Raw genomic sequence first — 26,386 nt, forward strand, 5'->3', positions numbered from 1 at the left:
CACAATGCAAAACGGCCGCTCATCGTTGAGCGGCCGTTTGTCTGTTGAACGCAGCGAAGCGGTCAGGCCTTGCGCTTGTCGTTCTCGATCACCGCATACGCGCTGTGATTGTGGATCGACTCGAAGTTCTCCGCTTCGAGCACATACGCTACGATCCGCCGATCTTCATTCAGACGTGTTGCGACGTCGCGCACCAGATCTTCGACGAACTTCGGGTTTTCATAAGCGCGCTCGGTCACGAACTTCTCGTCTGGACGCTTGAGCAGGCCCCACAGCTCGCACGACGCCTCGTCTTCCGCGATACGGATCAGGTCTTCGACGGGCATGTCGTCGACCAGCTCGGCGTCGATCGTCACGTGCGAGCGCTGGTTGTGCGCGCCGTACTCCGAGATCTTCTTCGAGCACGGGCACAGGCTCGTCACGGGCACCAGCACCTTCAGGAACAGACGCGTCTCGCCATTGCGCGAATCGGCCTTGAGCGTCACTTCGTAGTCCAGCAGACTTTGCACGCCCGACACGGGCGCCGTCTTGTTGACGAAATACGGGAACGACACCTCGATACGCCCCGCCGGCGCCTCGAGCTTTTCGAGCATCGACGCGAGCATCGCGCGGAACGCGGACGCATCGAGCGGCGCCTTGTTCTCTTCGAGCAGCGAGACGAAGCGCGACATGTGCGTGCCCTTCACCTCAGCGGGCAGATGGACATCGAGATTCCATGTGCCGACGGTCGGCTGAGCGTTGCCTTCCGGCGTGCGGACCGTCAACGGATGACGCACCGCCTTCACGCCGACCCGCTGAATCGGAATCTGGCGGGTGTCGACCGTGCTTTGCACGTCGGGCATCACGAAGGCGGGGTTCATCTGGTTCATGTTCTTATCCTCAACTGACAGCGCGAATCGACGCGCAAAATGACAACCGCCGGCTTGCGCCGGCGGAGCCCAGCGGGCACGCGACCCGCCGATTCATATTGGAGTAGATGCAACGAGCCGCTTATTCGTTCCGGCGGCCCGCCATGTTAAGCGACGCGTTTCACCGACTTGCCGCTTGCGTGCTCCACAAATCGCTCGCGGATGGACTTCGCGATACCCGCGGCGTCGAGGCCGCACGAGGCGAGCAGCTTGGCCGGATCTCCGTGATCGATGAAGCGATCGGGAAGTCCCAATTGTAGTACGGGCCGGATAACCCCACTCGCCATCATGGCTTCCACGCACGCGGAGCCCGCGCCACCCATCACACAGCCCTCTTCGACCGTGACGATCGCGTCGTGGCTTTCGGCCAGCTCGCGCACGAGGTCGGCGTCGAGCGGCTTCACGAAGCGCATGTTCGCGACCGTCGCGTCGAGTTGCTCCGCGGCTGCCAGCGCCGGCGCGACCATCGTGCCGAACGCGAGAATCGCGATGCGCTTGCCCGCCGGCTGCGACGTCTCGCGGCGCACTTCGCCCTTGCCGAGGGGAATCGCGGCCATCTGCTTGACCGTCGCGACGCCCGCGCCCGCCCCGCGCGGATAACGCACGGCCGTCGGATTCGGCTGCTGCAACGCCGTGTACAGCATCTGACGGCATTCGTTTTCGTCCGATGCCGCCATCACCGTCATGTTCGGAATGCAGCGCAGGAACGCGAGGTCATAGGCGCCCGCGTGCGTCGCACCGTCCGCGCCGACGAGGCCCGCGCGATCGATTGCGAACACAACGGGCAGATTCTGCAGCGCGACGTCGTGGATCAGCTGGTCATACGCACGTTGCAGGAACGTCGAGTAGATTGCGACGACGGGCTTGAGCCCTTCCGTCGCGAGGCCGCCTGCGAACGTCACCGCATGCTGCTCGGCGATGCCGACGTCGTAATAGCGATCCGGGAAGCGCTTCTCGAACTCGACCATGCCCGAGCCTTCGCGCATCGCGGGCGTGATGCCGACCACGCGCGAATCGAGTTCCGCCGCATCGCACAGCCATTCGCCGAAGACCTGTGTGTAGGTTTTCTTGGCGGGCGTCGTCGACGGCTTGATGCCTTCGGCCGGATTGAACTTGCCGGGACCGTGGTACAGCACGGGATCGGCCTCGGCGAGCTTGTAGCCCTGGCCCTTCTTCGTCACGACGTGCAGGAACTGCGGACCGCGCAGCTCCTTGATGTTCAGCAGCGTCGGGATCAGCGAATCGAGATCGTGGCCGTCGATCGGCCCGATGTAGTTGAAGCCGAACTCTTCGAACAGCGTAGCCGGGACGATCATGCCCTTCGCGTGTTCTTCGAGCCTGCGCGCGAGGTCGAGCACAGGCGGCGCGTGGCGCAGCACGCGTTCGACGCCGGCGCGCGCGGCCGCGTAGAAGCGGCCCGACATCAGACGCGCGAGATGGCGATTCAGCGCGCCCACGGGCGGCGAAATCGACATGTCGTTGTCGTTGAGGATGACGAGCAGCGGCACGTCGTCTTCGACGCCTGCATTGTTCATTGCCTCGAAGGCCATGCCCGCCGTCATCGCGCCGTCGCCGATCACGGCAATCGCGAAGCGGTCTTCGCCGCGCAGCTTGCTGCCGATCGCCATGCCGAGCGCCGCCGAAATCGACGTGCTCGAGTGCGCGGTGCCGAACGTGTCGTACGGCGACTCGTCGCGGCGCGGAAAGCCCGAGATGCCACCGAGCTGGCGCAGCGTCGACATCTGGTCGCGGCGGCCCGTCAGGATCTTGTGAGGATAGGTCTGATGACCCACATCCCAGACGATGCGGTCGCGCGGCGTGTCGAATACGTAATGCAGCGCGATTGTCAGTTCGACCGTACCGAGATTGGACGACAGGTGGCCGCCCGTCTGCGATACGCTGTCGAGCACGAAGGCACGCAACTCGTCGGCAAGCGGTTGCAACTGGCGGCGATCGAGGCGGCGCAGGTCCGCAGGGTCGTCAATGGTTTTCAGCAAGTCGTACATCGTCGTTCCATTGTAGGAAAACTTACGCGCCCGCACTTCATTCGCGCACACCCGAATGCTCTTGTGCGGGCGGCGGGCTTTCGCGTTACAGCCACTTCAGCTGACCCGGTTCACCACGAGATCAGCCAGCTCGGCGAGCCGCTGTGCGCGGGCGCCAAAGGGGGCAAGCGCATCGTGCGCATCGCTGCGCAGTTGCGCAGCCAGCGCGCGCGACGCGTCGAGCCCGATGATCGACACGTAGGTCGGCTTGCCGTCCTTTGCGTCCTTGCCGGCCGTCTTGCCGAGCGTCGCGGAATCGGTCGTGACGTCGAGAATGTCGTCGACCACCTGAAACGCAAGGCCGACGGCGGCCGAATAGGCGTCGAGCGCCTGCAGCGTCTTCGCATCGGGCGTTCCACCTGTCAGTGCACCCATCCGGACGGCCGCGCGCAGCAGCGCACCCGTCTTCAGGCGGTGCATCGTTTCGAGCTGCGGACGCGTCAGCGTCTGTCCGACGCTCGCGAGATCGATCGCCTGGCCGCCCGCCATGCCGACCGAGCCGCTCGCGAGCGCCAGTTCGCGCACCAGCGCGGCCTGCTGCGCGGGCGCGAGCACATCCGATGTCAGCGCAACGAAAGCTTGCGACTGCAGCGCGTCGCCGACCAGCAGCGCCGTCGCTTCGTCATACTTGACGTGCACGGTGGGCTTGCCGCGGCGCAGTTCGTCGTCGTCCATGCAGGGCATGTCGTCGTGAACAAGCGAATAGACGTGGATCATTTCCAGCGCCGCCGACGCCGCTTCCAGGCACTCGGCCTTCGCGTCCGTCAGCTCGCCCGCCGCGTGGCACAGCAGCGGGCGCACCCGCTTGCCGCCGCCCAGCACGGCATAGCGCATCGCTTCATGCAGCTTTGCAGGCTCCGTCGACGTCGCCGGCAAGTAGTGTTCGAGTGCGCTCTCTACGCGGTCCAGCACCGAGCGCATCCATTGTTCGAATGTCATAGATCGTCTCCGCTGTCGGCAGCGGTTGTACCTGCTGTGTTCACGGGAAGCGGCTTGAGCGTCTCGCCATCCAGGACGCGCACCTGCTGCTCCACCTTTTCGAGCTGCTGCTGGCAGAATGCCACGAGCGCTGCGCCGCGCCGGTACGCTGCCAGCGACTCTTCCAGGTTGAGGCTGCCGGCTTCCATCCGCCCGACGAGCCCTTCCAGCTCCGCCAGCGCCGACTCGTAGCTCTCGGGCAGCGGGGTCTGGTCGGAACCTTCGGCGCTGGCGGGGGACAAACCCGTCGTCTCGGTCCGTGCGGTCTTCGCCATGAATCGTCGCAAAATTAAAACAAGTCGGACATTCTACGGCAAAAGGAAACTTCTCGACCTGTAAGCGCACCAATCGGGGCAGGCGCGACGCTTGCACAACACTTCTGGCGATAGAAAAGAATCCGGCGTTTTGCGCCAGAAATCGCGACCTTCGACGACATTTTTAACCCAAATCAGGTACTTAAGCGCCCCAAGGAGGGGGAAACAGGTATAATCGCGGGCTCCCTAAATCGAATCTTCGATGGTTGGGTTGTTCACTGCTTTCACGTCTTCATCGGGAGTGGGAATGTCCAATCTGAGCAATGCATTGCAGCTGAAGGCTATTCACAGCCAGCTGCCAGTCACGGCTTACTTTGACCAGGCGCTTCACCAGCGCGAACTCGAAATCCTTTTCAAGAAAGGTCCTCGCTACGTCGGGCACGAACTCATGGTTCCCGAAGCGGGAAACTATTTCGCCTTGCCCAGCGAAAGCGAGGGACGCGTGCTCGTTCGCAATCAGCAGTCGCAGGTCGAACTGCTGTCGAACGTGTGCCGCCACCGACAGGCGATCATGCTGAACGGCCGCGGACAGACGGGGAACATCGTCTGCCCCCTGCATCGCTGGACATACGATCTGAACGGCCAGCTGCTCGGCGCGCCGCATTTCGCCGACAACCCCTGCCTCAACCTCGGAGCCACGCCGCTGCAAAGCTGGAACGGCCTGTTGTTCGAATCGCAGGGCCGCGACGTCGCGAAAGATCTCGCGCGTCTCGGCACGGCAAAACACTTCGACTTCGCGGACTACATGTTCGATCACGTCGAAGTGCACGAGTGCAACTACAACTGGAAGACCTTCATCGAGGTCTATCTGGAGGACTATCACGTCGTGCCGTTCCATCCGGGCCTCGGCAGCTTCGTCAATTGCGACGACCTGAAGTGGGAATTCGGCGAGTGGTACAGCGTGCAGACGGTCGGCGTGCACAACGAACTCGCGCGTCCGGGCAGCCCGACGTACCGCAAGTGGCACGACGAAGTGCTGCGTTACCGCGAAGGCAAGATGCCGGAGTTCGGCGCGATCTGGATGGTGTACTACCCGGGCATCATGATCGAGTGGTATCCGCATGTGCTCGTCGTGTCGTGGCTGATTCCGCGCGGTCCGCAGAAGACGACCAACATCGTCGAGTTCTATTACCCTGAGGAAATCGCGCTGTTCGAGCGCGACTTCGTCGAGGCGGAGCGCGCCGCGTACATGGAAACGGCGCGTGAAGACGATGAGATCGCCGAGCGCATGGACGCCGGCCGCCGCGCGCTGCTGGAGCGCGGCGAATCGCAGGTCGGTCCGTATCAGAGCCCGATGGAAGACGGCATGCAGCACTTCCACGAGTTCCTGCGGCGCCAGCTCGGCACGGTCTGAGTCTTCGTCGAACGGCTATCGGCAAAGGAAGACGGGCTTCGGCCCGTCTTTTTTTGTTTAGACTACCTATATCGTTCGGCGCTGCCGAAGCCAGTCTCTCAGGAGCCGTCATGCCACACACTCACCACACCACGCTGATCTCCGCCGATAACCTCGCTGAACGTCTGGCTGCCGCGCCGGGCAGCGTCTTCATCGCCGATTGCCGCTTCGATCTCGCCGACACCGACGCCGGCGAGAAAGCCTATGCGGCGGGCCACCTGCCGCACGCGCACTATCTGCACCTCGACCGCGATCTGTCGGGCCCGAAGACGGGCACCAACGGGCGTCACCCGTTGCCCGATCGTCAGAAGCTCGTCGACCGTCTCGCCGAACTCGGCCTCAAGCAAGGCCAACAAGTGGTCGCCTACGACGAGCAGGGCGGCATGTACGCCGCGCGTCTGTGGTGGCTGCTGCGCTGGCTGGGCCACGATTCAGTCGCTCTGCTCGACGGCGGGCTTCCGGCGTGGAAAGCGGCGGGCCAGGCGTTGACGCAGGACGCGCCTCCCAAGGCCAAGGGCGACTTCAAGGCGGGCGCTCCGCTTGCCGTGACCGTCGATGCGCAGGCCATCGAGCGCAATATCGCCACGCATGAGCGCGTGCTGATCGACGCGCGCGCCGCGGACCGCTATCGCGGCGAGAACGAAACGCTGGATCGCGTCGGCGGCCACATTCCGGGCGCGCGCAACCGCTACTTCAAGGACAACCTCACCGCGGACGGCCGCTTCAAGTCGGCGCACACGCTGCGTGACGAATTCAGCGCCGTCATCCCGGGCGTAGCCGCCGAGCACGTCGTGCTGCAATGCGGCTCGGGCGTCACCGCGTGCCACAACGCACTCGCGATGGAGATTGCGGGACTGCATGGCGCAGCGCTGTATCCGGGGTCGTGGAGCGAATGGAGTTCCGATCCGGCGCGGCCGGTGGCAACGGGCGCCAATCCTTAGTCCATCGCTAGCCGTTCGCTGATCACGGCGCTTTTGCCGTGATCAGGTTGGCGCGTCGCCGCTATCCGCGCGGCGCGCCCGCGCCCCAAGGCGAGCGCGGTGCGGCGTGCAGGTGGAAAAAGCGGACCCGAAGTCCATCGTGAATGCCCATTGCAAACAACTTTGCCACGGCTGCAAAAGACGGCCGACCGCCTGCGGCGACAGCATAAAGCCGACTTGTAGAGACATCCGACGTTACCGCAATGCGACCACAGCACGGCCGCGCGAAATCCGCAGGCTGGAGGAACAACACAATCAGCTGACGCCATGCTGCCTGAACCACGCAAGCGCCCGCTTCCAACCGTCCTCGGCATCGGCCTGCCGGTAACTCGGCCGATAGTCGGCAAAAAACGCATGCCCCGCGTCGTCGTAGACGATGAACTGCGCCCCCCGCCCCGCCTGCGGCCCTTGCGCGATGGCCTGCTTCATCTTTTCCAGCGAATCTTGCGGAATGCTCTGGTCCTGCCGCCCATACAGCCCGAGCACGGGCACCTGCAGGTCGGACACGCGGTCGATCGGATTGGCGGGCGTCATCGGCGTCTGGTCGCCGACCACGCGCCCGTACCACGCGACGGCCGCCTTCAGCCGCGGATTGTGTTCCGCGTACAGCCACGTGATGCGCCCGCCCCAGCAGAAGCCGTTGACTCCCACCCGGTTAACATCGCCGCCATGCTGGCCGGCCCACTTGAACGTCGCGTCGAGATCGGCGAGCACCTGGGCATCGGGCACCTTGCTCACGACCTGCTCGTTGAGCTGCTGCATCGACGGATACTTCGTCGGATCGCCCTGGCGTACGTACAGGTTCGGCGCGACGGCCAGATAGCCCTGCTTTGCGAAGCGTCGGCAGACATCCGCGATATGCTCGTGCACGCCGAAGATCTCATGGATCACGATGATCACGGGCAGATGCGTCTTGCCCTTCGGCTGCGCGCGGTACGCGGGCACCAGCGTATCGCCCGAGTGGATGCCGACCTCGCCCGCATCGAGCCCTTCGCTATCGGTGTGGATGGTCTGCGCGGACACGGGCAGCACGCACGCCGCAAAGCCGCTGCCGAGCGCCGCCTTGATGAAGGTGCGCCGATCGAAGGGCACGTGGGGAACGAGACTGTCGACTTCTGGCTTCAGCATGCGGTGCTCCTTGGTGAAATGACAAGGGTGAACGGCAAGGAAGGCAAGCAAAGATGTTGCGGGGGACGGAGTAAGGCGCTAAAGCGCCAACTTCTGCCGACGACTTTGCAGGGGACGGGGCTAAGCGCTAAAGCGCCAACTCCCGTCGACTACCCTGTATGGGACCGGAGTAAGTGCTCTGCATGGGGCTGGAGTAAGTGCTAAAGCACTAACTTCAGCCGACAGCTAAAGCGCCAACTCCGGTCGACTGCCCTGCATGGGGCTGGAGTAAATGCTAAAGCGCCAACTCTGGTCGACCGCCCTGCATGGGACCGGAGTAAGGCGCTAAAGCGCCAACTCCGGTCGACACAGCATACGCGCAAGCGCATTCCGTTGCAGAAGCATCGACCTGCAATCAGTGCAGCTTCACGCGCGGCAGTGTAGTGCGCCGCAGCCAGTGCGCGAACGTATCGAGCACCATCCGCGCGTAGCCATGCAGCGCCGCGATGTGCAGCCGGTACAGCGACATGTACATGAAGCGCGCGAAGAGCCCTTCGATCAGCATGTTCCCGCCGATCACGCCGCCCATCAGATTGCCAACAGCGCTGAAGTGCCCAAGCGATACCAGCGAGCCGAAGTCGCGATAGGTGAACTCGGGCAGCGGCCGGCTTTCGAGCATATTGCCGAACGCGCGCAGCAGAAAGCTCGCCTGCTGATGCGCGGCCTGCGCGCGAGGCGGCACGTTGCGTTCATTGCCAGGCCACGAACACGCCGCGCAATCGCCGAGCGCAAACACGTTATCGTCGATTTCGGTCTGCAGCGTGCGGCGCACCTGCAACTGGCCGAGCCGGTTCACGGGCAGGCCGTCAAGCTGGCTCAATACGGGCGGCGCCTTGATGCCTGCGGCCCACACGGTCAGATCGGCGCGCACGGTCTTGCCGCTTGCCGTGCGCACGAGGCCCGGCGCGACTTCCGCGACTGTCTCGCCCACCATCAGCTTCACGCCGAGCTTTTGCAGAAGTTCGGCCGTCGCAGTCGATACGCGCTCCTGTAGCGCCGGCAAAATGCGCGGCCCCGCTTCGATCAGCACGATGCCGACGTCATGACGCGGATCGAGCTTATGCAGCCCGTACGCGGACAACACCTGCGCCGTATTGCGCAGTTCCGCCGACAGCTCGACACCCGTTGCGCCGCCGCCGACGATCGCGACCTGGATGCGCGGCTCCGTCGATGCGTGCGTGCCGGGATTCGACTCGACGGGTTCGTGCGCCTGATGCTCGGCGCGCATGCAGGCGGCAATGAGGCGCTTGCGAAAGCGCTCGGCCTGCTGGACGGTGTCGAGCGCGATCGAATATTCCGGCGCGCCCTTCACGCCGAAGAAATGCGTGGTGCTGCCGATCGCAATGACGAGCGTGTCGTATTCGAGCGCGCGTTTGGGAAGAAGCTCGGCGCCGTCGTCGTCGAGCACGCGGCCAAGCGTGATGCGTTTCGCCGCGCGATCGAGCGCGGTCAGTTCGCCCTGCTGGAATTCGAAGCCGTGCCAGCGCGCCTGCGCCGCGTATTCGAGCTCCTGCGTGAATGGGTCCATGCTGCCCGCCGCAACTTCATGCAGCAGCGGTTTCCAGATATGCGTCGGATAACGGTCGACCAGCGTGACCTGCGCGCGTGGCACGCCATTGCTCTTCTTGCGCGCATAACGGTCGCCGAGCCGCGTCGCCAGCTCGAGACCGCCCGCACCTCCACCCACGACGACAAAACGATGCATCAGGACTCTCCGTATGAAACGACAAGTTGTGCGTCGATGCGGCTCGCTTCGCGCAAGTGCGGCCGCTTTTGTTTTCTTGTTATTCGCGTTCTGTCGATTGTCGGCGACCAGCGGGACAAGTCACAAGTCCGTCATGTGCGACTGTGACTTGCGAACGACGTTGCCCCGCTCCTTGTCCCGCCCATTGTCCCGTTGACCTGGAGAAGCAACAATGGTGTGTCAGTGTGTCGTGGCGCACATGACTGGCATGTCAGTGCGCTTCTTCCCAGTTCGCGCCCGCGCCCACTTCGGCGACGAGCGGCACCTTCAGTTGCGCGACGCCGCACATCAGTTCCGGCAGGCGCTTGCGGACATCGGAGAGCTCGTCGTCCGGCACTTCGAGAATCAGTTCGTCGTGTACCTGCATGATCATGCGCGTGCCGATGCCCGACTCCTCGATCCACTTCTGCACCGCGATCATCGACATCTTGATCAGATCGGCGGCCGTCCCCTGCATCGGCGCATTGATCGCGGCGCGCTCCGCGGCCTGGCGCCGCGGGCCGTTGCCGCCGTTGATCTCCGGAAGCCAAAGACGCCGGCCGAACACGGTCTCGACATAGCCCTTCGCCTTCGCGCTCGAACGCGTGTTTTCCATGTACGCAGCAACGCCCGGATAACGCGCGAAATAGCGGTCGATATAGAGCTTCGCGGCATCGCGCGTGATGCCGAGATTCGACGCGAGACCGAACGAGCTCATCCCGTAGATCAGGCCGAAGTTGATGACCTTCGCGATGCGCCGCTGATCGTTCGACACTTCGAGCGGCGTCACGCTGAACACTTCGGATGCCGTAGCGCGGTGAATGTCTTCGCCCTGCTTGAACGCGCGCAGCAGCGCTTCATCGCCGGAGATATGCGCCATGATCCGCAACTCGATCTGCGAGTAGTCCGCCGACACGAGCTTGTGTCCCGGCGGCGCGATGAACGCTTCGCGAATGCGGCGGCCTTCACCCGTACGCACGGGAATGTTCTGCAGATTAGGATCGTTCGATGCGAGGCGCCCCGTCACCGCGACGGCCTGCGCATAGTTCGTATGCACGCGGCCCGTGGTCGCGTTGACCATGCGCGGCAGCTTGTCCGTATACGTCGACTTCAGCTTCGACAGGCCGCGATGCTCGAGCAGGACCTTCGGCAGCGGAAAATCTTCCGCGAGCTTTTGCAGTACTTCTTCATCGGTGGACGGCGCGCCGCTCGGCGTCTTCTTGATGACAGGCAACTCGAGCCTTTCGAAAAAGATCTGCCCGATCTGCTTCGGCGAGCCGAGATTGAATTCGCCGCCCGCCAGTTCATACGCCTCTTTTTCGAGTTCGACGAGACGCGTTGCGATCTCATTGCTCTGCACGCGCAGCTTTTCCGTGTCGATCAGCACGCCGTTGCGCTCCATCTTGCGCAGCACGCGCGACGTCGGCACTTCGATGTTCCGGTACACGTGATCGAGCGGCACTTCCGCGGCGATCTGCGGATACAGCGCGTGATGCAGACGCAGCGTGATGTCGGCATCTTCGGCCGCGTATTCGGAGGCCTTGTCGAGCGGCACTTCGTCGAAGCCGATCTGCGATGCGCCCTTGCCGGCCACGTCTTCGTACTTGATCGTCGTGAGGCCGAGATGGCGCAACGCGAGGTTGTCCATGTCATGCGGACGATGCGATTCGAGCACGTACGACTGCAACAACGTGTCATGCTCGATGCCGTTCATCGCGATGCCGTAGTTCGCGAGCACCTGCTCGTCGTACTTCACATGCTGGCCGACCTTCTTCTTGTCCGCGCTTTCGAGCCACGGCTTGAGCTTCGCGAGCACTTCGTCGCGCGGCAGTTGCACGGGCGCATCCGGCCCGCGATGCGCGAGCGGAATGTACGCGGCCTTGCCCGCTTCCACCGCGATCGAAATGCCGACGATCTGCGCGATCATCGGATCGAGCGACGTGGTCTCCGTATCGAAGGACGTGATTTCTGCGGCATCGAGCTTCGCAAGCCATGCGTCGAGCTGCTCCCACGTCTGCACGGTGTCGTACTCGCGTGCGCGCTCGCCGTCGACGGTCGGCGCGGGCGGCACATCCGTCTCGGGCCCTTCGACGGCATCGGCGATTTCCACTTCGCGCAGCCACGTCTTGAAGCCGTGACGCGTGAAGATGTCGCGCAATTCTTCGCGCGCTTCGGCGCGCGTGGCGAGCGTCTCTTCGAACGAATTCACGTGCTCGGTCAGATCGCAATCCGTGTCGACCGTGACGAGCTTTTTCGCCATCGGCAGGAAATCGAGCGCACGCCGCAGATTGTCTCCTACCGCACCTTTGATTTCATTCGCGTGTGCGACGATGCCATCGAGGGTTTCGAATTGCGTGAGCCATTTGAGTGCTGTTTTCGGGCCGCATTTCTCGACGCCCGGCACGTTGTCCACGGTGTCGCCGATCAGCGACAGATAGTCGACGATGAGCTCGGGCGGCACGCCGAACTTCGCGACGACGCCTTCGCGGTCAAGCTTTTCGTTCGTCATCGTATTGATGAGGGTGACATGATCCGTCACGAGCTGCGCCAGATCCTTGTCCCCCGTGGATACGATCACGTTCATGCCGCGCTGTTCCGCGCGCTTCGCGAGCGTACCGATCACGTCGTCGGCCTCGACGCCTTCGATCATCAGAAGCGGCCAGCCGAGCGAGCGCACGGCGACGTGAATCGGTTCGATCTGCTTGGCCAGATCTTCAGGCATCGACGGACGGTGTGCCTTGTATTGCGGATACCAGTCGTCGCGAAACGTCTTGCCTTTGGCATCGAACACGCACGCGCTATACTCTGCCGTAACTTCCTTGCGCATACGGCGCAGCATGTTGATGATTCCGTAGAGCGCACCTGTTGGTCCGCCATCTGGACCGCGCAGATCAGGCATCGCATGGTAGGCCCGGTACAGATAACTCGAACCGTCAACCAATAGCAGGGTCTTACCTTCCAGGTTCTGTTCTTCAGGCATTATGACTAAGAGAAAAGTGATTCCGAGTCTGCGATCGCTCGCAGATCAAGAGCGCGCAACAGCCAAGAAGGCCCGCGCATCGTGGCAGATGTTCACGATTATGGCAGAGTTTATCGAGGCGACCGAGTACCTGTCGGAGATCCGCCCGGCCGTGAGCATCTATGGTTCGGCACGTCTGAAACCGAACTCGCCCTACTACAAACTGGCCACCACGATTGCGCGCAAGCTCTCCGACGCCGGCTTCGCAGTGATCTCCGGCGGCGGCCCCGGCATCATGGAAGCGGCCAACAAGGGCGCGCATGCGGGCAAGGCACCGTCCGTCGGCCTGAACATCGAATTGCCGCACGAGCAATCGGGCAACCAGTGGCAGGACATCTCGCTGCGCTTCCGCCACTTCTTCACGCGCAAGGTCACGTTCGTGAAGAACTCGGATGCCGTCATCGTGATGCCGGGCGGCTTCGGCACGCTCGACGAACTCGCCGAAGTACTCACGCTGATTCAAACAAAGAAGTCGCGTCACGTGCCCATCATTCTCGTCGGCGCGGAGTTCTGGAAGGGCCTGCTCGGCTGGTTCGAAGCGCAACTGGTGCCGATGGGCCTCATCAATCCCGAAGACATGAACCTGATGCAGGTGATCGACGAGCCCGACCAGGTGCTCGAAGCCGTGCTCGCGTTCTATGAAGAGCGCGAAGAGCCCGAAGCGCATCCCGTGAAGTCGGACGAAGACCGGATGTTCTACTTGTGATGGTCTGATGCATGCATGGCGGACAGTGCGTTGCATTGTCCGCCACCACGGCTATCGCGACGCGGCATGCGTCTTGCCGTGTGTCATTGACGGCGTAGTACCTCCTGCTCCCGTTTCCGCTTTCGTCTGCGCCGCCTGTGCTTCGAGCCAGCGGCAAAACTGCCCGACGAGCGGCGCGTTCACCACTTCGCGCCGCGCGACCCACCAGTAGCCGCGCGCGCCGATACGCGGTCCTTTCAGCGGCATCACCAATCGCCCCGACGCCAGTTCGTCGTCGAGCAGCGGCATCGGTCCGAGCGCGACGCCCAGGCCATCCACGGCCGCCTGCAACGCCAGATAGAAATGATCGAACGACTGCTTCTTGCGGCACTTCGCGGTGACGCCCGCTGCGTGCAGCCAGTGCTGCCACGCATCCGGCCGCGTATCCGAATGCAGCAGCACATGACGCGCGAGATCGTCGGCCGTATGGATCGGCAGGCGCTGCAAGAGCGTGGGACTGCACACGGGAAGCTCGCTTTCTTCGAGAAACTGCCCGCTCGCGCAATTGGGCCAGTGCGCAGGCCCGCGCCGCACGGCGACGTCGAAGCTGTCGAGTGTTTCGACGGGCGCATTCGACGTCGATAGCCGCAGCTCGACGTTCGGCGCCATCCGCTGAAACTGCGAGAGCCGCGGCAATAGCCACTTCATCGCGAACGTCGGCAGCGCGTTTACACGCAGCACATGCACGACACCTGTGTCGCGCAACTGGTCGGTCGCTGCGGCGATGCTGTCGAACGCGGCCTGCACCGTCGACAAATAGCGGCGGCCGTCTTCCGTCAGCCGCACCCGCTTGCCGACGCGATGAAACACCTGCACGCCGACCCACGCCTCGAACGCCGCCACCTGACGGCTGATTGCACCGTGCGTCACATGAAGCTCGTCCGCGGCGGACGTGAAGCTGTTGTGCCGCGCCGCGGCTTCGAAGGCGCGCAGCGCAGGGAACGGGGGAAGCTTGCGGTTCGTTCTTGCATTCATTCTTGTGATTCTAGATCACAAGGATGTGCCCGAGAAATCGTTTTGCGCCGTCCGGAATCGGCGCTAATCTTCACGCCTTGTACTGCCTTGTACTGCCTTGTACTGAATAGTGAACGCGATGGATCAGCACCCCGACGCGCCGGAGCATGCGCCCCCTCCGACTACGCGCGAAATCTTCATGGGCTTTCTGGGCCTCGGCCTGACGTCGTTCGGCGGCGCGCTGCCGCTCGCGCGGCGGACCATCGTCGAACGGCGCCGCTGGCTGACGGCCGCCGAATTCATCGATCTGCTCGGCCTGTGCCAGTTCCTGCCGGGCGGCAACGTGATCAATCTGTCGGTGGCTCTGGGCATGCGCTTTCGCGGCCTGCGCGGCGCGCTGGCGGGCATTCTCGGCTTGATCGCCGGACCGTCGCTCGTCGTGATCGCACTGGGCGTGATCTACGAGCGCACGCAGAACGATCCGCACATCAAGCATCTGTTCGCCGGACTCGCGGCAGCGGCGGCCGGCCTGCTGATCGCGATGGCCGTCAAGATTCTGCTGCCGCTGCGCCACGACCCGAGGGCCGCGACGATCACCGCGCTGGGCTTCGTCGCGATTGCATTACTGCGCTTCCCGCTGCTGCCGACGATGCTCGTGCTGACGCCGCTCAGCATCTACATCGCGTCGCGCGTGGCGAAAGCCGATGCGGCTGCGGCACCGGCACGCCAGAACGAGGTATCGAAATGACCGATACGTTGATCGCGCTCGCCGTCATCTTCAGCCAGCTATCGCTGCTCGCGTTCGGCGGCGGCAACACCATCTTGCCGGAGATGCAGCGGCAGGTCGTCGAAGTGCATCACTGGATGCCTGCCAGCGAATTCAGCGCGCTCTTCGCGCTCGCGCAGGCCGCGCCGGGGCCGAACATGATGGTCGTGACGCTCGTCGGCTGGCATGTGGCGGGCTGGGCCGGGATGCTCGTGACGTCGCTCGCGAAGTTCGGACCGTCGTCCGTCGTCACGCTGCTTGCGATGCATGCCTGGAACCGCTTCAAGGACCGCCCGTGGCGGCGCATCGCGCAGAAGGGGCTCGTGCCCGTGACGGCCGGTCTCGTCGCGGCGAGCGCCGTTCTGATCGCGCAGGCGTCGGACACGTCGTGGCTCGCGTGGGTCATCACGGGCACATGCGCGGTGCTCGCGTTCAGGACGCGCATTCACCCGTTGTGGCTGCTCGGAGCCGGCGCGCTCGCGGGGCTCGCCGGACTCCCGTTCGTCAGCTGATAAGCGCTCACACGCGCTTACCGCAACGCCACTACTGGAACGCCACTTCGGCGAAGCTGCGCAGCTTGCGACTGTGCAGCTTGTGCAGGCCGTTGGTGCGCAGAATCTCCATCGCCTTCACGCCGATCTGCAAATGCTGGTCGACTTGCGCGCGATAGAACTGGTCGGCCATGCCGGGCAGCTTCAGTTCGCCATGCAGCGGCTTGTCCGACACGCACAGCAGCGTCCCGTACGGCACGCGGAAACGGAAGCCGTTCGCGGCGATCGTCGCGCTTTCCATGTCAAGCGCGATCGCGCGGCTTTGCGACAGGCGCTGCACGGGCTCGCGATGATCGCGCAGCTCCCAGTTGCGGTTGTCGACGCTCGCGACCGTTCCCGTGCGCATCACGCGCTTCAGTTCAGCGCCATCGAGTTGCGTGACTTGTGCGACGCCGCGCTCCAGCGCGACCTGCACTTCGGCGAGCGCAGGAATCGGCACCCACAGCGGCAAGTCGTCGTCGAGCACGTGATCCTCGCGCACATAGCCGTGCGCGAGCACATAGTCGCCGAGACGCTGCGTGTTGCGCAGACCCGCGCAGTGGCCGAGCATGATCCATGCATGCGGACGCAGCACCGCGATGTGATCGGTGATGGTCTTCGCGTTCGACGGACCCACACCGATGTTGACCATCGTGATGCCGCTGCCGTCCGCGCGCTTCAGGTGATACGCGGGCATCTGCGGCAGGCGCGGCGGCGCCGTGCCTTCGTCTTCCTGCTCGCCGAGATTCGCGTTGTACGTGATCACGTCGCCCGGCTCGACGAACGATGTGTACTCGCTGCGATACGCGCGCAGATCGGCGTCGTCGGTCTTCGCCATCATCGTGCGGCCGAGCTTCACGAACTCGTCGATGTAGAACTGATAGTTCGTGTACAGGACGTAGTTCTGGCAGTGCGTGGGCGACGTGGCCGTGTAGTGCTTGAGCCGATGCAGCGAAAAATCGACGCGCGCCGCCGTGAAGAGCGCGAGCGGATGCGGCTCGCCGGGCATCGGCTCGTAGGTGCCGTTGACGATGCGGTCGTCGAGCAGTGCGAGATCGGGCGGGTCGAACACGTCGCGCATCGAGAGCAGGCGCTCGCGGTCCAGATCGCCTTCGAGGTGGATGCCCTCGGCGAACGCGAAGTGAATGGGGATCGGCTGATCCGACACGCCCACTTCGACGGCCACATGATGGTTCTTCACCAGCAGGCGCAGTTGCTCGCGATAGTAGTTGCCGAACAGATCGGGCCGCGTCACCGTGGTCTCGAACACGCCCGGACCGGCGACGAAGCCATACGAGCGGCGCGAATCGACATGAGTGTTCGTATCCGTGCGCACGCGCACGAACGGGTAGCACGCGCGCACGCGCCGGTCGAACGGCTCGTTGCGCCGGAAACGCGCAAACGCATCGCGCAGGAACGATGTGTTCGCTTCATAGATGGCGGACAGGCGCGTGACAGCGTCGGCGGCGTCGTCGAAGGCCTCGGTCGGGAACGCGTTAGCGGGCGTGTGCACCGCGCGTTGGTTGGTATCGTAGTTCATCTTCGTTCGCCTCGATTGATGCAACGACATTACCACGGAACCCGCGCTTTCTGATGTCGCCGCGCCTGCACATCGGCGGCCTGCGCGATCACGCGCGCGCATGATCGCGCCGTTCGCGCGACGCCTCGCACACGTGCCGCGCATGCCGTGCGAGAAGCGCGCAAAATAAGGCTATCGCCCGCTGCTCATGCCCGTGAGCAGCACTGGATTTGCTAGAATCGGGCCACCTTATCGGAGAAACATCATGAAGCCGCTCTTCCCCGCCGCAGTCGCGCTGGCGCTCGCCGTCAGCGGCGTGGCGATGGCTGCCCAGCCTGCCCCATCCGCGAAAGACGCGCAGGCGGCGGCGGACGCTCAAGCCGCAGCCAATGAACGTGCGGGCCTGCCGGATCTGAGAGCGATCAACCGTCCCGCGGCCGAGGTCAGCTCGAAGGTCGAGATCAACCAGCCGCGTACGCCGAGCTTCTACGAGCGCAGCGGCAACGGCACCGAAATCACCGAATACCGCGACAAGGGCAAGCCCGTCGAGATCAACGTGCGCTCGAACTTCGGCACGCGCTACCAGATGAGCGCGCCCACCGACACGTCGCCGAAGGTGTACGAATCCGGCAAGCCGCCCGCGCGCCTGCCGTCCGTGAACCTGCACTACTGATCGACGCGGGCCGGCGCGCCCACTCGTGGCGACGCGCGCCGGCCTGCTTCAAGCCTGCTTCAAGCCGATAGGCACCGGTGAACATCGCATCCGGCGCCCGTCACATCGACGCACAACGACGCACCACGAAGGCAACGGCGCTTTCAACCCGCTTGCCCCGGCTCACACTGGCATCGCGCCAGCCGAACAACCTGACTCGACGCCCCACGCATGGCCGTTTTCACCGCTGTCACCGAAGCCCAGCTCGCAGACTGGATGCGCCACTACGATCTCGGCGAAGTCGTCGACTTTCGCGGCATCACATCCGGAATCGAGAACAGCAATTTCTTTCTGACGACCACGCGCGGCGAGTACGTCCTCACCATTTTCGAAAAGCTGACGGCCGGGCAACTGCCGTTCTATCTCGACCTGATGCGCCACCTGGCGTCGCATCGCGTGCCCGTGCCGGACCCGATGCCGCGCGACGACGGTGCGCTCTTCGGCATGCTCGACGGCAAGCCCGCCACGATCGTCACGAAGCTCGACGGCGCGCCGGAACTCGCGCCCGGCGTCGCGCATTGCGTCGAAGTGGGCCAGATGCTCGCGCGGCTGCATCTGGCGGGCCGCGACTTCGCGCATCATCAGCCGAATCTGCGCAGCCTGCCATGGTGGCAGGAAACGGTGCCGAGCATCGTGCCGTTCGTCACCGATGTGCAACGCACGCTGCTCACGGAAGAACTCGCGCATCAGCAGGCGTTCTTTGCGTCGGCGGATTATGCGTCGCTGCCGGAAGGTCCGTGCCATTGCGATCTGTTCCGCGACAACGTGCTGTTCGCGCACGCGGCGCCCGATACGCATCATGAAGTCGCGCTCGGCGGCTTCTTCGATTTCTATTTCGCGGGCTGCGACAAGTGGCTCTTCGACGTCGCCGTGACGGTCAACGACTGGTGCGTCGATCTCGCCACGGGCAAGCTCGACGAAGCGCGCGTCGAAGCGTTGCTGCGCGCGTATCAGACCGTGCGTCCGTTCACGCCCGCCGAAAACCGGCACTGGGGCGACATGTTGCGCGCGGGAGCGTATCGCTTCTGGGTGTCGCGCCTGTATGATTTCCATATGCCGCGCGCCGCCGAACTGCTCAAGCCGCACGATCCGGGTCATTTCGAGCGCATTCTTCGCGAGCGCCTCGCTGGCGTCGCCCTCCCTGGCATTCATACCTCATGCAACTGATCGAAGTCCCGGCGAAAACCGGCTACGTGTGGTTCCGGCAAGGAATCTGGCTCTTTCGCAAGAACCCGCTTGCGTTTCTCACGCTGTTTTTCGCGTATCTGCTTGCGATGACGGCCATTTCGCTGATCCCCATCATCGGCGGCGTGCTGCCGCTGATGCTGATTCCGGGCATCGCGGTCGGCTTCATGGCGGCGTGCCGCGACACGATTGCGGGCAAGCCAGTGCTGCCGACCATACTCGTCGACGGCTTCCGCTCGTACGGCAGCCAGGTCGCGAAGCGCCTGCTGCTGCTCGGCGTGCTCTACATCATCGCGATGGCCATCGTGCTGCTGGGCTCCGCGCTCGCGGACGGCGGCGTGCTGCTGCATCTGATGGTCAGCGGCGAGTCGATGCAGCCGGAAGCCATCGCCAACAGCGATATTCCGCTGGCCGTGCTGACGGCGCTCGCATTCTATGTGCCCGTCGCGATGCTGTTCTGGTTCGCACCGATCCTCACCGCATGGCACGACGTACCGACCATCAAAGCGATGTTCTTCAGCATCGTCAGTTGCTGGCGAAATCGCGGCGCGTTCGCCGTGTACGGCGCGCTGTGGTTCGCCGTCGCGACGACAGTGTCACTCGGACTGTCCGCGCTGCTGCAGGCGATCGGCGCGGGCGATCTCGCGCTCGTGATCCTGATGCCTGCTTCGATCATCGTCACCACGATGCTCTACTGCTCTTTCTACGCGACCTATCGCGGCTGCTTTGGCGTGCAATCGCCCGGACAGCCGCTGCCGCCCGCGCCGTCTTCGCCGTCTTCGTAAGAGCCGGCTTTCTTCGGACCTGCGCCGCTGCCATGCGGCGCGGGGTTCCCGCCCGCTTGCATCGATCCGTCGTGCCGAGTTTTGCGGCACAATAGTTTGCACGCAATCCATTCGCACGCTTCGCTTCAGGGGGATGCACATGACCCAGCGCACCGCTTTTCCCGTCACGCTCGACGAGCAGCTCTGCTTCGCGCTCTATTCGACGTCCCTTGCGATGACCAAGGCATACAAACCGATTCTCGATCGGCTCGGACTCACTTACCCGCAATATCTGACGATGCTGATCCTGTGGGAAAGCGACGACGTCACCGTGAAGGACATCGCTGCGCGCCTGAATCTGGATTCGGCGACGGTCACGCCGCTACTCAAGCGGCTCGAAGCGCAAGGCTATATCGAGCGCTTGCGCGGCACCGAGGACGAACGGCTCGTCTTCATCCGGCTGACGAAATCGGGCGTCGCGCTCAAACGCACTGCACGCGATGTGCCGGGCGAAATTTTCTGCGCGACCCAGCAAACGCCCGAGTTCCTCACGCGGCTGCGTGACGATCTGACGAAATTGCGCGGCACCCTGAACGACTATCTCGACCGCTACTGAAAACGCGAGTCCGCCGTGGCTGCCGGCGGCTATCGTATCGATAGGGAATGTAGTTTGTACGCAAATGATTTGTACGATATCTTTGTCGCATGCCAGTCCGATAGCGATGCGCGCGAAAGACTGGCAAGCACTGCCTCATTCACTGAAACCGATCAAGGAGCGGCAAAATGAACGTACTTTACAAGGCAACGGCAACGAGCAACGGCGGCCGCGACGGTCGCGCGATCTCGTCGGACAACGTGCTCGACGTGAAGCTGGCTGCGCCGCGTGAACTCGGTGGCAACGGCGCGCAAGGCACGAACCCGGAACAACTGTTCGCGGCCGGCTACTCGGCGTGTTTCCTGAGCGCGATGAAGTTCGTCGCCGGCCAGCGCAAGCAGGCTGTGCCCGCTGACACGACCGTGACGGCGGATGTCGGCGTAGGCCCGAACGACAAAGGCGGTTTCGCGCTCGACATCGAATTGCGCGTGTCGCTGCCGGGTCTCGATGCGGCGGCGGCGCAGGACCTGGTGAACGCGGCACATCAGGTGTGCCCCTACTCGAACGCGACGCGCGGCAATGTCGATGTGCGCGTGAAGGTGGTTTGAGCTCGTCGGCGCGTCTACACCAAACCGACAGCCGTTCGGCCCGCAGCGCCCGCCCTTCATTCGAAAGACGGGCGTTGCCTTTGACAGCACATGACCCGCGCTTATCACCTCGACGCATGATGCGGGGACGGGCTTCATGCACAACCGTCCGCGGATGATGACGGCGAGTTTTCTGGCGAAGGATCTGGGTATCGACTGGCGGCGCCGCGAACGCAATTTCGCGGAAAAGCTCAACGACTTCGACTTTGCGGCGAACAACGGCGGCTGGCAGTGCGCGGCATCGACGGGCTGCGATGCGCAGCCGCGGTACCGGATTTTCAACCCGGCGACGCAATCGGAGACATCGATCCGCAAGAGCGCGTTATCAAAGGCTTCTTGCAGGAACTGGAGACGGTGCCCGCAACGTGGATTCACGCGCCTTGGCAGGCCCAGACAATCGGGAGAACTGGGCCGTGGTGCTGAGGAAGGATTACCCGCAGCCTGTCGGCGTCGGCGATCATGCAAAAGCGCGCCAGACGAGGCTGACGCGCTATGGCGTGCTGTGCTCTCGCTGAGCGCGCGTTTCTGGCCGGCTCACACGCCGGCCAGCGCGAATCACCTTAGTTCTGGCTCATCCACGACGGATGGCGCATTTGCGACTCACGGTCGATCTTGCGCATGCGGAACTCGAGGTCATACAGATCCGTGGCTTCAGCCAGGTAGGCGTCGTTGCGCTCTTTGACGCGCTCGTCGTAGGACTTCGTAAGGAACAGGAAAAGACGGCTGATCAGATACATGGTGAACCTCGAATGTGGCATTAGGTGGCTAACACCTAGGGATAACCCGCATTATAGGGAAAACCCTAGGTCTGCGCCAGCGCTCAATTCGAAGTGTGGCAATTTGTCAACTGGCGCGCGAACGGGCGCCCTCTGTGGCACGCGCGGCCGCATACGTCGACTCGGTGCGGCGCTGATGCCTGAAGAAATCCCACAACAGACTGCTTGCGTCCGGTCCTTTCGACGAATGGAACGGCACGGCATCGTCGCCGCCGCTCCAAGCGTGGCCGAGCCCCTGCACACGGCACAGCCGTACGACGCGCCGCCCGCCGCGCGTGTAGTCGCGCGTGAGGACGGTCGCCTTGCGGTCCTCCTTCACGTCGCCGACCTTGCGCACGCCCTGCGCATCGACGATCCCGTTCAGCCGCAGGAACTGTTCGGTCAACTGCTCCGCGTTGACGGGCGCGACGACGTGGTCGGACTCGCCTTGCAGGATGATGGCCGGCATGCCCGGATACGAGGTGACGTCCGCCAGGGCATCGACGAGCGTCACGGGGTCCTGACGTGTGCCGCGCCGCATGACGTCCATCGCGGTGATGCCGGAGTGCGCCTCGCCGAACGCCGGCCCCGAATGCAGCGCGACGGCCGCGAAACGGTCTGGGAAGTGCAGCGCCAGCAGCGTCGCGAGTCCCGCGCCCGCCGACAGCCCGGCCACATAGACCCGCTCGCGGTCGAAACCGTACGACTCGACGAGCGCATCGACGAGCGACACCACGGAGCGCGCCTCCGCCCGGCCGGCGCGGTCCGTATCGTCGTACCAATGCCAGCAGCGGTGCGCGTGCGCGTGTTTCGACTGCTCCGGATACAAGACCGCGAAGCCGTAGCGGTCGGCGAGCAGATTCATGCGCGTGCCTTCGGCGAATTCGTCGATCGATTGCTTGCAGCCGTGCAGCATCACGATGAGCGGCACGTGCTTGAGCGGTTTGCCGGCGGGCAGATACAGCCCGTATTGCAGATGATTGACGAGGCTGCCCGGCGCGGCAGGCGCCGAGTGGAACGAGCGCGTCCACGTGCCGCCCGCCCATGCGGCGGCGCGCGGCCGCACGCGCGACTCGCGCGCGCCGCGCTGCGGCACGTCGCGGGTGACGGTCTTGCGTACTTTCACCGAAGGCTTGGCGACGGGCGATGCAGGCCGCGTCGCCGCGCGTTTGGACTTGGGCGCACGCTTCAGTGTCGCGCGCACGTGCTCCGTCTGGATCGCAAAGAGGCGTTTGAGGCCGCCTAGCCAGATTTTCGTGAAGCTTTTTGGCATAGGATTTCTCGTAAATAGGGATCGATGCTGTCCGCGTCAGAAGCGGACTTGTGCGATGCACAATAACACCAATCTCGGTGCGATGCTGAACGTCGGCCGATGCGAATTCAGCGAAAAGACCGCTGCTGCGCGCGTTTCCTCATACGATTTCCGAATTGTCCTAGCATCTGTCAGTTATCGCGTTTCTGGTTTGCGACTGCGGCCGAACTCCTCCCTCTATACTTATGGAATATGCGCCGAGCGAAAGTGTTCTGGGAAATGTGCTACTTGATCCCGCAGCGCCGCACGGCGCCCTGAATCCTCCCGCCGCAGGCCCGCAACACGTTGCGCCCGGTTACATGTCGTCAAGAATGCCCATGCCTCACCTGCCATATCACTTCTGGTATCTGATCACGAGCTTCGGCGGCGCCGGACTGACGCTTCCGCTCGCCGTCGCCATCGCGCTGTGGCTGACCGTCGGCTATTCGTGGAAGCTCGCCGCCGGCTGGCTCTTTCTGCTCGGCGTGGCCGTCGCGCTGGTCACGGCGACAAAGGTGGCGTTTCTCGGCTGGGGCGTCGGCGTGCGCGTGTGGGACTTCACCGGCCTGAGCGGACACGCGATGCTCGCCACGGCCGTCTTCCCCGTCGCGGCCTTTCTCGTGCTGCTGCCCGCGCCGCCTGCCGTGCGTGTCGCCGGCGTGGTGCTGGCGCTGTTCGGCGGCGCGCTGGTCAGCTTTTCGCGCATCGTCATCGAGGCGCATTCGCCTTCGGAGGCGATCACGGGCTGCATCGTCGGCGCGTTGACGGCGCTCGTGTTCATCCGCATCGCGTGGAACGCGACGCCGGGGCGCATGCCGATCGTCCCCGTCGCGCTGAGTCTGATGTTCATCGCGCTCGGACTGCACAACGTGCATGTGCCGACGCATCGCTGGGTCACGCATCTCGCGCTAAAGGTCTCCGGCCACGAACGGCCTTTCGTCCGCGACAGCTGGCGGGGGCTGCGCGATACGAGCGCGCCCGTCACGCCGTTCTCGCCGTTGCCGAATACGCGCAACGTCGCCGTGCCGCTGCAGGATTCCGACGCATAAAAATTCGCCATTGCGGCCCCGATATGCTCAACATGTCGAGCGCTATAACCGTACATATATTACGATGGCGTTTTCCACTTGTTTCCGGTCAGCCCGGCGCAATGCATCCATGTCCATCACGTCGATCCACCGCTTTCTGAAGCCCGCCGTGCTCGTCGCGAGCGCGCTCTCGTTCGCCTTCGGCGCGCAGGCACGCGCGGACGAGATCATCGTGTCCGCTGCCGCCAGCCTGACCAACGCGTTCAAAGCGGTCGGCGATGCGTACGAGCAGCGGCATCCCGGCACGAAGCTGCTCTTCAACTTCGGCGCGTCGGACGTACTGATGCAGCAGATCGCGAAAGGCGCGCCTGCGGATGTGTTCGCTTCCGCCGATCAGAAAGCGATGGACAAGGCCGTCGAGCAAAAGGTGATCGTACCGTCGACACGCACGGACTTCGCCGCGAATTCGCTCGTGCTGATCGTGCCGGCGGACAGCAGGCGCGCGCCATCGACGCTCAACGAGTTGACGACGGCGAACGTGAAGCGCGTCGCGTACGGCGATCCGGCGTCGGTGCCCGTGGGCCGCTACACGGAAGGCGCGCTGAAGGCGGCGGGCGTGTGGGACGCCGTCAGCGCGAAGGGCGTGCTCGCGGCCAACGTTCGACAGAGCCTCGACTACGTGTCGCGCGGCGAAGTCGACGCGGGCTTCGTGTTCGGCACCGATGCCGCCGTGATGCCCGACAAGGTCAAGGTCGCGCTGACCGTGCCGACGACCACGCCGATCACCTACCCGATCGCGCAGATCGAAGGCAGCAGGCATGCCGCCGACGCGCGGTCGTTCATCGCGTTCGTGCTGTCGCCGGCGGGCCAGGCCGTGCTGTCGAAATACGGCTTCAAGCCCGCGCACTGAGCGGTCATCACTGAACGGTCATACAAGGCGCGCGTGATGGAACAGGCCTGGATTCCGCTGCTGCTGTCGCTGAAGGTCGCCGGCTGGGCGACCGCGCTGAACGTCGTGCTCGGTGTCGCCCTCGGCCTCGGTCTGTCGCGCTGGCGCTCGGGCGCGCGCGACGTGATCGATTCGCTGCTGACGCTGCCCCTCGTCATGCCGCCGACGGTGCTCGGCTATTACCTGCTGGTGCTGCTCGGCCGACGCGGCGTGATCGGCGTCTGGCTCGACCGCTTCGATATCCAGCTGGTGTTCACGTGGCAGGGCGCGGTGATCGCGTCGATGGTCGTGGCGTTTCCGCTCGTGCTGAAGTCCGCACGCGCGGCGTTCGAATCCGTCGATCCGCAGCTCGAGCGCGCGGCGCGCACGCTCGGCGTCAGCGAAGCGGCCATCTTCTTTCGCGTGACGCTGCCGCTCGCGTCGCGCGGCATTCTGGCGGGCGCGTTGCTCGCGTTCGCACGCGCGCTCGGCGAATTCGGCGCGACGCTGATGATCGCCGGCAACCTGCCGGGCCGCACGCAGACGCTGTCGGTGGCCGTCTACGCCGCCGTGCAGGCGGGCGACGACGGCACGGCCAATTTCCTCGTGCTCGTGACGTCGATTACCTGCGTCGCGATCCTGCTGTTCGCGGGCCGGCTCGTGCCGCAACACTCGCTGATGACTTCCCGCTGACATGCCGCTCACCGTCGACATCCGCAAATCGCTGCACACGCCCGAGCGCCAGTTCACGCTCGACGTATCGTTCACGGCCAGCGCGCAGCGCATCGTGCTGTTCGGGCCGTCGGGCGCGGGCAAGAGCCTGACGCTGCAGGCGATCGCGGGCCTGCTGCGCCCCGACGAAGGCAAGATCACGCTGCACGGCGACGCGCTCTTCGACAGCGCGCGCGGCATCGACCAGAAGCCGCAGGCGCGCCGCCTCGCGTACCTCTTCCAGGACTACGCGCTGTTTCCGCATTTGAACGTGCGGCAGAACATCGGCTTCGGCATGCATGCAGGCTGGCTCAATCCGGGCCGGCGCTTTTCGCATCCGCAGATCGATTACTGGCTCGATGCGCTGGACCTGAAAAGCGTTGCCGGGCACCATCCGGCGCAGCTTTCCGGCGGACAGAAACAGCGCGTGGCGCTGGCGCGGGCGCTCGTCGCGCAGCCGCGGCTGCTGCTGCTCGACGAGCCGTTTTCCGCGCTCGATCACGCGCTGCGCGAGCGCATGCGGCGCGAACTGTGCGATCTGCAGACGCGGCTCGACATTCCAATGCTGTTGATCACGCACGATCCCGATGATGTCGCCGCGTTCGGCGATCAGGTCGTGCAGGTGTACGACGGCAGCGTGCGCGAAAACGCGCCGTTCAAGGGCTACGCGCGCACTCTCTCCTAAGAGACAGCACCACGGCCGGCAAACGCGGCGCTATGAAGCCCCTC

At 64.2% G+C, this 26,386-nt stretch carries 25 protein-coding genes and 1 pseudogene; 15 read left to right on the top strand and 11 right to left on the bottom strand.

Annotated features, from left to right (window positions below):
* Window positions 1-62: 62 nt before the first annotated feature.
* The 4 genes from folE2 to GCT13_RS13570 all read right to left on the bottom strand — a co-directional run bounded on the left by folE2 (window position 63) and on the right by GCT13_RS13570 (window position 4,206).
* On the bottom strand, window positions 63-869 hold the full coding sequence (gene folE2 / locus GCT13_RS13555) for a GTP cyclohydrolase FolE2 (protein WP_152758728.1): 807 nt from the start codon (window positions 867-869) through the stop codon (window positions 63-65).
* Between the two features lie 146 nt (window positions 870-1,015).
* Window positions 1,016-2,914, bottom strand: coding sequence for a 1-deoxy-D-xylulose-5-phosphate synthase (gene dxs / locus GCT13_RS13560; RefSeq protein WP_152758730.1), 1,899 nt, complete (start codon window positions 2,912-2,914; stop codon window positions 1,016-1,018).
* A 96-nt stretch (window positions 2,915-3,010) separates the two neighbouring features.
* Entirely contained in the window at window positions 3,011-3,892 is an 882-nt protein-coding gene (locus tag GCT13_RS13565; RefSeq protein WP_087735603.1) for a polyprenyl synthetase family protein, read from the bottom strand.
* Entirely contained in the window at window positions 3,889-4,206 is a 318-nt protein-coding gene (locus GCT13_RS13570; protein WP_152758732.1) for an exodeoxyribonuclease VII small subunit, read from the bottom strand. The genes GCT13_RS13565 and GCT13_RS13570 overlap by 4 nt, the downstream gene beginning before the upstream one ends.
* A gap of 286 nt (window positions 4,207-4,492) precedes the next feature.
* Between GCT13_RS13570 and GCT13_RS13575 the strand changes: the two genes are divergently transcribed.
* The gene (locus GCT13_RS13575; RefSeq protein WP_152758734.1) at window positions 4,493-5,599 is read left to right on the top strand and encodes an aromatic ring-hydroxylating oxygenase subunit alpha; all 1,107 of its coding nucleotides are present in this window, start codon (window positions 4,493-4,495) and stop codon (window positions 5,597-5,599) included.
* A 110-nt stretch (window positions 5,600-5,709) separates the two neighbouring features.
* Window positions 5,710-6,579, top strand: a complete 870-nt coding sequence (locus GCT13_RS13580; RefSeq protein WP_152758736.1) for a sulfurtransferase — start codon at window positions 5,710-5,712, stop codon at window positions 6,577-6,579.
* A gap of 294 nt (window positions 6,580-6,873) precedes the next feature.
* Here the strand turns inward: GCT13_RS13580 and GCT13_RS13585 are convergent, their stop codons facing one another.
* The 3 genes from GCT13_RS13585 to polA all read right to left on the bottom strand — a co-directional run bounded on the left by GCT13_RS13585 (window position 6,874) and on the right by polA (window position 12,488).
* Window positions 6,874-7,746 (bottom strand): dienelactone hydrolase family protein, encoded by an 873-nt coding sequence (locus GCT13_RS13585; RefSeq protein WP_152758738.1) that lies wholly within the window; start codon window positions 7,744-7,746, stop codon window positions 6,874-6,876.
* A 394-nt stretch (window positions 7,747-8,140) separates the two neighbouring features.
* Window positions 8,141-9,490, bottom strand: coding sequence for an NAD(P)/FAD-dependent oxidoreductase (locus tag GCT13_RS13590; RefSeq protein WP_152758741.1), 1,350 nt, complete (start codon window positions 9,488-9,490; stop codon window positions 8,141-8,143).
* Window positions 9,491-9,740: 250 nt separating this feature from the next.
* Window positions 9,741-12,488, bottom strand: coding sequence for a DNA polymerase I (polA, locus tag GCT13_RS13595; RefSeq protein WP_152758743.1), 2,748 nt, complete (start codon window positions 12,486-12,488; stop codon window positions 9,741-9,743).
* 1 nt (window position 12,489) lies between these two features.
* Here polA and GCT13_RS13600 point away from each other — a divergent pair, with 1 nt between their 5' ends.
* The gene (locus tag GCT13_RS13600) at window positions 12,490-13,233 is read left to right on the top strand and encodes an LOG family protein (protein WP_087735609.1); all 744 of its coding nucleotides are present in this window, start codon (window positions 12,490-12,492) and stop codon (window positions 13,231-13,233) included.
* Between the two features lie 51 nt (window positions 13,234-13,284).
* On the opposite strand, the gene GCT13_RS13605 is transcribed toward GCT13_RS13600, so the two are convergent.
* Window positions 13,285-14,247 carry a transcriptional regulator GcvA gene (locus tag GCT13_RS13605; RefSeq protein WP_152758745.1) on the bottom strand — a complete coding sequence of 321 codons (963 nt, stop codon included), beginning with the start codon at window positions 14,245-14,247 and terminating at the stop codon, window positions 13,285-13,287.
* 118 nt (window positions 14,248-14,365) lie between these two features.
* On the opposite strand from GCT13_RS13605, the gene GCT13_RS13610 reads away from it, so the two are divergent.
* Complete coding sequence (locus tag GCT13_RS13610) at window positions 14,366-14,974, top strand: chromate transporter (RefSeq protein ID WP_152758747.1); 609 nt, start codon at window positions 14,366-14,368, stop codon at window positions 14,972-14,974.
* Window positions 14,971-15,504 (top strand): chromate transporter, encoded by a 534-nt coding sequence (locus tag GCT13_RS13615; protein WP_152758749.1) that lies wholly within the window; start codon window positions 14,971-14,973, stop codon window positions 15,502-15,504. Before GCT13_RS13610 ends, GCT13_RS13615 begins: the two co-directional genes overlap by 4 nt.
* Before the next feature lie 31 nt (window positions 15,505-15,535).
* Here the strand turns inward: GCT13_RS13615 and GCT13_RS13620 are convergent, their stop codons facing one another.
* Window positions 15,536-17,062, bottom strand: a complete 1,527-nt coding sequence (locus tag GCT13_RS13620) for an AMP nucleosidase (RefSeq protein WP_152758751.1) — start codon at window positions 17,060-17,062, stop codon at window positions 15,536-15,538.
* Between the two features lie 244 nt (window positions 17,063-17,306).
* On the opposite strand from GCT13_RS13620, the gene GCT13_RS13625 reads away from it, so the two are divergent.
* The 6 genes and pseudogenes from GCT13_RS13625 to GCT13_RS50845 form a co-directional block, all read left to right on the top strand.
* A complete protein-coding gene (locus GCT13_RS13625) occupies window positions 17,307-17,714 on the top strand; it encodes a hypothetical protein (RefSeq protein WP_152758753.1) in 408 nt (135 codons plus the stop codon).
* Window positions 17,715-17,924: 210 nt separating this feature from the next.
* Window positions 17,925-18,920: a homoserine kinase gene (locus GCT13_RS13630; protein WP_152758755.1), complete on the top strand. Its 996-nt coding sequence runs from the start codon at window positions 17,925-17,927 to the stop codon at window positions 18,918-18,920.
* Window positions 18,911-19,723, top strand: a complete 813-nt coding sequence (locus GCT13_RS13635; RefSeq protein WP_152758757.1) for a BPSS1780 family membrane protein — start codon at window positions 18,911-18,913, stop codon at window positions 19,721-19,723. Before GCT13_RS13630 ends, GCT13_RS13635 begins: the two co-directional genes overlap by 10 nt.
* A gap of 139 nt (window positions 19,724-19,862) precedes the next feature.
* Entirely contained in the window at window positions 19,863-20,318 is a 456-nt protein-coding gene (locus GCT13_RS13640; RefSeq protein ID WP_152758759.1) for a MarR family winged helix-turn-helix transcriptional regulator, read from the top strand.
* Between the two features lie 167 nt (window positions 20,319-20,485).
* Window positions 20,486-20,905, top strand: a complete 420-nt coding sequence (locus GCT13_RS13645; protein ID WP_087735618.1) for an organic hydroperoxide resistance protein — start codon at window positions 20,486-20,488, stop codon at window positions 20,903-20,905.
* 127 nt (window positions 20,906-21,032) lie between these two features.
* Window positions 21,033-21,459 (top strand): annotated as a pseudogene (locus GCT13_RS50845) (FAD-binding domain-containing protein); the annotation flags it as partial.
* A gap of 45 nt (window positions 21,460-21,504) precedes the next feature.
* On the opposite strand, the gene GCT13_RS13655 reads toward GCT13_RS50845, so the two are convergent.
* Window positions 21,505-21,681 (bottom strand): DUF3563 family protein, encoded by a 177-nt coding sequence (locus GCT13_RS13655; protein ID WP_152758761.1) that lies wholly within the window; start codon window positions 21,679-21,681, stop codon window positions 21,505-21,507.
* 106 nt (window positions 21,682-21,787) lie between these two features.
* Window positions 21,788-22,972: an extracellular catalytic domain type 1 short-chain-length polyhydroxyalkanoate depolymerase gene (locus GCT13_RS13660; protein WP_152758763.1), complete on the bottom strand. Its 1,185-nt coding sequence runs from the start codon at window positions 22,970-22,972 to the stop codon at window positions 21,788-21,790.
* Window positions 22,973-23,328: 356 nt separating this feature from the next.
* Between GCT13_RS13660 and GCT13_RS13665 the strand changes: the two genes are divergently transcribed.
* The 4 genes from GCT13_RS13665 to GCT13_RS13680 all read left to right on the top strand — a co-directional run bounded on the left by GCT13_RS13665 (window position 23,329) and on the right by GCT13_RS13680 (window position 26,342).
* Window positions 23,329-24,039 (top strand): phosphatase PAP2 family protein, encoded by a 711-nt coding sequence (locus tag GCT13_RS13665; RefSeq protein ID WP_152758765.1) that lies wholly within the window; start codon window positions 23,329-23,331, stop codon window positions 24,037-24,039.
* Window positions 24,040-24,148: 109 nt separating this feature from the next.
* Window positions 24,149-24,928, top strand: a complete 780-nt coding sequence (gene modA / locus GCT13_RS13670) for a molybdate ABC transporter substrate-binding protein (RefSeq protein ID WP_152758767.1) — start codon at window positions 24,149-24,151, stop codon at window positions 24,926-24,928.
* Window positions 24,929-24,964: 36 nt separating this feature from the next.
* A complete protein-coding gene (gene modB, locus GCT13_RS13675) occupies window positions 24,965-25,639 on the top strand; it encodes a molybdate ABC transporter permease subunit (protein ID WP_152758770.1) in 675 nt (224 codons plus the stop codon).
* Window position 25,640: 1 nt separating this feature from the next.
* Window positions 25,641-26,342 carry an ATP-binding cassette domain-containing protein gene (locus GCT13_RS13680; protein WP_152758773.1) on the top strand — a complete coding sequence of 234 codons (702 nt, stop codon included), beginning with the start codon at window positions 25,641-25,643 and terminating at the stop codon, window positions 26,340-26,342.
* Window positions 26,343-26,386: the final 44 nt, after the last annotated feature.

The sequence above is a fragment of the Paraburkholderia franconis genome (assembly GCF_009362735.1).
In the GTDB taxonomy this organism is placed as follows: Bacteria; Pseudomonadota; Gammaproteobacteria; order Burkholderiales; family Burkholderiaceae; genus Paraburkholderia; species Paraburkholderia franconis.

Coding starts and splice junctions, on each gene's coding strand:
- GCT13_RS13570 (WP_152758732.1), bottom strand. CDS start 4,206: ATGGCGAAGACCGCACGGACCGAGACGACGGGTTTGTCCCCCGCCAGC.
- GCT13_RS13600 (WP_087735609.1), top strand. CDS start 12,490: ATGACTAAGAGAAAAGTGATTCCGAGTCTGCGATCGCTCGCAGATCAA.
- GCT13_RS13655 (WP_152758761.1), bottom strand. CDS start 21,681: ATGTATCTGATCAGCCGTCTTTTCCTGTTCCTTACGAAGTCCTACGAC.
- GCT13_RS13645 (WP_087735618.1), top strand. CDS start 20,486: ATGAACGTACTTTACAAGGCAACGGCAACGAGCAACGGCGGCCGCGAC.
- polA (WP_152758743.1), bottom strand. CDS start 12,488: ATGCCTGAAGAACAGAACCTGGAAGGTAAGACCCTGCTATTGGTTGAC.
- GCT13_RS13680 (WP_152758773.1), top strand. CDS start 25,641: ATGCCGCTCACCGTCGACATCCGCAAATCGCTGCACACGCCCGAGCGC.
- GCT13_RS13565 (WP_087735603.1), bottom strand. CDS start 3,892: ATGACATTCGAACAATGGATGCGCTCGGTGCTGGACCGCGTAGAGAGC.
- GCT13_RS13635 (WP_152758757.1), top strand. CDS start 18,911: ATGCAACTGATCGAAGTCCCGGCGAAAACCGGCTACGTGTGGTTCCGG.
- GCT13_RS13610 (WP_152758747.1), top strand. CDS start 14,366: ATGGATCAGCACCCCGACGCGCCGGAGCATGCGCCCCCTCCGACTACG.
- GCT13_RS13585 (WP_152758738.1), bottom strand. CDS start 7,746: ATGCTGAAGCCAGAAGTCGACAGTCTCGTTCCCCACGTGCCCTTCGAT.
- GCT13_RS13605 (WP_152758745.1), bottom strand. CDS start 14,247: ATGAATGCAAGAACGAACCGCAAGCTTCCCCCGTTCCCTGCGCTGCGC.
- modB (WP_152758770.1), top strand. CDS start 24,965: ATGGAACAGGCCTGGATTCCGCTGCTGCTGTCGCTGAAGGTCGCCGGC.
- GCT13_RS13660 (WP_152758763.1), bottom strand. CDS start 22,972: ATGCCAAAAAGCTTCACGAAAATCTGGCTAGGCGGCCTCAAACGCCTC.
- GCT13_RS13615 (WP_152758749.1), top strand. CDS start 14,971: ATGACCGATACGTTGATCGCGCTCGCCGTCATCTTCAGCCAGCTATCG.
- folE2 (WP_152758728.1), bottom strand. CDS start 869: ATGAACCAGATGAACCCCGCCTTCGTGATGCCCGACGTGCAAAGCACG.
- GCT13_RS13575 (WP_152758734.1), top strand. CDS start 4,493: ATGTCCAATCTGAGCAATGCATTGCAGCTGAAGGCTATTCACAGCCAG.
- GCT13_RS13630 (WP_152758755.1), top strand. CDS start 17,925: ATGGCCGTTTTCACCGCTGTCACCGAAGCCCAGCTCGCAGACTGGATG.
- modA (WP_152758767.1), top strand. CDS start 24,149: ATGTCCATCACGTCGATCCACCGCTTTCTGAAGCCCGCCGTGCTCGTC.
- GCT13_RS13665 (WP_152758765.1), top strand. CDS start 23,329: ATGCCTCACCTGCCATATCACTTCTGGTATCTGATCACGAGCTTCGGC.
- GCT13_RS13620 (WP_152758751.1), bottom strand. CDS start 17,062: ATGAACTACGATACCAACCAACGCGCGGTGCACACGCCCGCTAACGCG.
- GCT13_RS13625 (WP_152758753.1), top strand. CDS start 17,307: ATGAAGCCGCTCTTCCCCGCCGCAGTCGCGCTGGCGCTCGCCGTCAGC.
- GCT13_RS13640 (WP_152758759.1), top strand. CDS start 19,863: ATGACCCAGCGCACCGCTTTTCCCGTCACGCTCGACGAGCAGCTCTGC.
- GCT13_RS13580 (WP_152758736.1), top strand. CDS start 5,710: ATGCCACACACTCACCACACCACGCTGATCTCCGCCGATAACCTCGCT.
- GCT13_RS13590 (WP_152758741.1), bottom strand. CDS start 9,490: ATGCATCGTTTTGTCGTCGTGGGTGGAGGTGCGGGCGGTCTCGAGCTG.
- dxs (WP_152758730.1), bottom strand. CDS start 2,914: ATGTACGACTTGCTGAAAACCATTGACGACCCTGCGGACCTGCGCCGC.